This is a genomic window from Streptomyces sparsus, from assembly GCF_054776295.1.
The window spans coordinates 1-1,988 of record NZ_BAAHCA010000897.1; the positions used below are offsets into that span (position 1 = coordinate 1).

Annotated in this window: 2 protein-coding genes and 1 pseudogene; 2 read left to right on the plus strand and 1 reads right to left on the minus strand. The window is 74.2% G+C overall.

The genetic code is table 11. The features are described from left to right. Positions 1-641 (minus strand): annotated as a pseudogene (locus ACYVE9_RS24665) (ROK family protein); the annotation flags it as partial. Between the two features lie 183 nt (positions 642-824). On the opposite strand from ACYVE9_RS24665, the gene ACYVE9_RS24670 reads away from it, so the two are divergent. Both ACYVE9_RS24670 and ACYVE9_RS24675 read left to right on the plus strand, forming a co-directional pair. Continuing rightward, positions 825-1,226 carry an SCO4225 family membrane protein gene (locus ACYVE9_RS24670; RefSeq protein WP_461030106.1) on the plus strand — a complete coding sequence of 134 codons (402 nt, stop codon included), beginning with the start codon at positions 825-827 and terminating at the stop codon, positions 1,224-1,226. Next, positions 1,213-1,956 (plus strand): maleylpyruvate isomerase family mycothiol-dependent enzyme, encoded by a 744-nt coding sequence (locus ACYVE9_RS24675; RefSeq protein WP_461030107.1) that lies wholly within the window; start codon positions 1,213-1,215, stop codon positions 1,954-1,956. Before ACYVE9_RS24670 ends, ACYVE9_RS24675 begins: the two co-directional genes overlap by 14 nt. Positions 1,957-1,988 lie beyond the last annotated feature (32 nt).

Sequence of the window (1,988 nt, forward strand, 5' to 3'; positions counted from 1 at the left end):
CGGTGCTCGGCGAGCGCCCCCAGGTTGACGTCGTTCGCGGCGAACCCGGCCGCCGTGCTGCCCGGCCGGGGGCCCGGTACGCCGGCTTCGGCCAGGCAGCGGGCGAAGATCTCCCGGACCGGTGCGCCGGCCTGCCAGGCGAGGTGCAGCGGGTTGAGTGCGGTGCCCTCGGGCTCGGCGACCGCCGAGGGCACCGCGAGTCCGGCGCCCACACAGCGGCGTCCGGTGGCGCGCAGCAGGCGCACGCCGGCGGCGACCACCTCACCGAGCACCTGGGCGGGATCGGCGTCGACCGTTCCGCAGCCCGGGTCGGTGGCGACCACCCGGCCGCCGAGTCCGACCAGCGCGGCTCGGAAACCGTCCGCGTGCACCTGCGCGGCGAGCACCACCGGCCCGTCCTCGTCCACCGAAAGGCGGTGGGACGGACGGCCCTGCGCGCCGGCCGAGGTGGTGGGCCGCGAGTCGACGGTGATCAGTCCCAGTGCCTGCAACTCCGCCGCGACCGCGCCCGCGGTGGCCCGTGTGACGCCCAGTTCCGCGGTGAGAACGGCCCTGGTCGGAGCCCGCCCGGTGTGGACGAGTTCCAACGCGGGGCCCAGCGCGCTCCTGCCCCTGTCCGGCCTGGTACGAATCTGGGTCACCCCATGATCTCCCTTTGTGTTGACCATGAACAAAACACGGTGGTGGCAGTGTAGGCACCGCGCCGCCGTGCACTACCGGCGCGTAACGAATGAGTATGCGTACTCAGGCGGCCCGTTCGGCGCCACGGCACCGTGGTGCCGGTCCTTGAGGAGTCCGCCTCCGCACCTGTGAGGGAAGCAGCCATGACGCAGGCACCGAACGCCGCGCCGACCCGGTCCACGCCCCGGCCGTCCCGTTTCACCCCCCGGAGCGTCCTGGTCAACCCGGTCGCCCTGGGGTATCTGGCCCTGGTGGTCGGCGCCGCGCTGTTCGCGGTGGCCGACGCGCTGTTCGTGGACCATGAGAGCGCGTCCTTCGCCGGCATCTGGGCGGTGCTGGCCACGGCACCGACCGTCTTCCTCCTGCTGGGCGTCTCGGAAGGGCTCTGGGAGTTGGGGGAGGCACCGCTGTGGGCCTACCTGCTGATGGTGGCGCTCTCCGCGACGGCCCAGGCGGCTCTGCTCGGCGCCTGCTACCGCGCGTTTCGCGGACGCCCGTCCGCGGTCGACGACGGCTGGCACAATCCCGCCCATGGAGACAGCTGACTTCCTCACCGTCCTTTCCCAGGAGGGCGGTTCGCTGATCGTGGCCGCCGAGCGCGCCGGGCTCGACGCCGAGGTTCCCACCTGTCCGGACTGGCGGGTCCGCGACCTGGTCCGCCACCAGGGCGCGGTGCACCGCTGGGCCGCGGCCGTGGTGGCCGAGCGACGCACCGCGCGCACCGCCGTGGAGGCGGCTCCCGTCCCCGACGACGAACTGGTGCACTGGTTCCGGGACGGCCACGACCGGCTGCTGCGCACCCTGGAGGAGGCGCCCGAGGACGTGGAGTGCTGGACCTTCCTGCCGGACGCCCGCTCGGCGAGGCACTTCTGGGCCCGCCGGCAGACGCACGAGACCACCGTGCACCGCATCGACGCCGAACTCGCCGAGGGCCAGGCGCTCTCGCCGCTGCGCAGCGAGGTGGCGGCCGACGGCATCGACGAGCTGCTGACCGGCTTCCACGCCCGCGAGCGCAGCCGGGTCCGCAGCGACCGGCCGCGGTCGCTGCGCATCACCGCGACCGACACCGCCGAGCCGCACAGTTGGACGGTCCGGATCAGCGACCGGCACCCGGTGGCACGGCGCGGTGACGAGGGCCCCGCCGACTGCGAGCTGAGCGGACCGGCCGAGACGCTGTTCCTGACGCTGTGGAACCGCATGCCGTACCAGGGAGGGCTCACCGTGGAGGGCGACGGCGCGGTCGTGGACCTCTGGCGCGCCCACTCGGCCGTCTGACCCCGCCCCCGGGCGGCGGCCGGCAAGGCACC

What these genes read in the sequence shown, in the direction of transcription:
- ACYVE9_RS24670 (WP_461030106.1), top strand. Translation starts at nt 825, where the DNA reads ATGACGCAGGCACCGAACGCCGCGCCGACCCGGTCCACGCCCCGGCCG.
- ACYVE9_RS24675 (WP_461030107.1), top strand. Translation starts at nt 1,213, where the DNA reads ATGGAGACAGCTGACTTCCTCACCGTCCTTTCCCAGGAGGGCGGTTCG.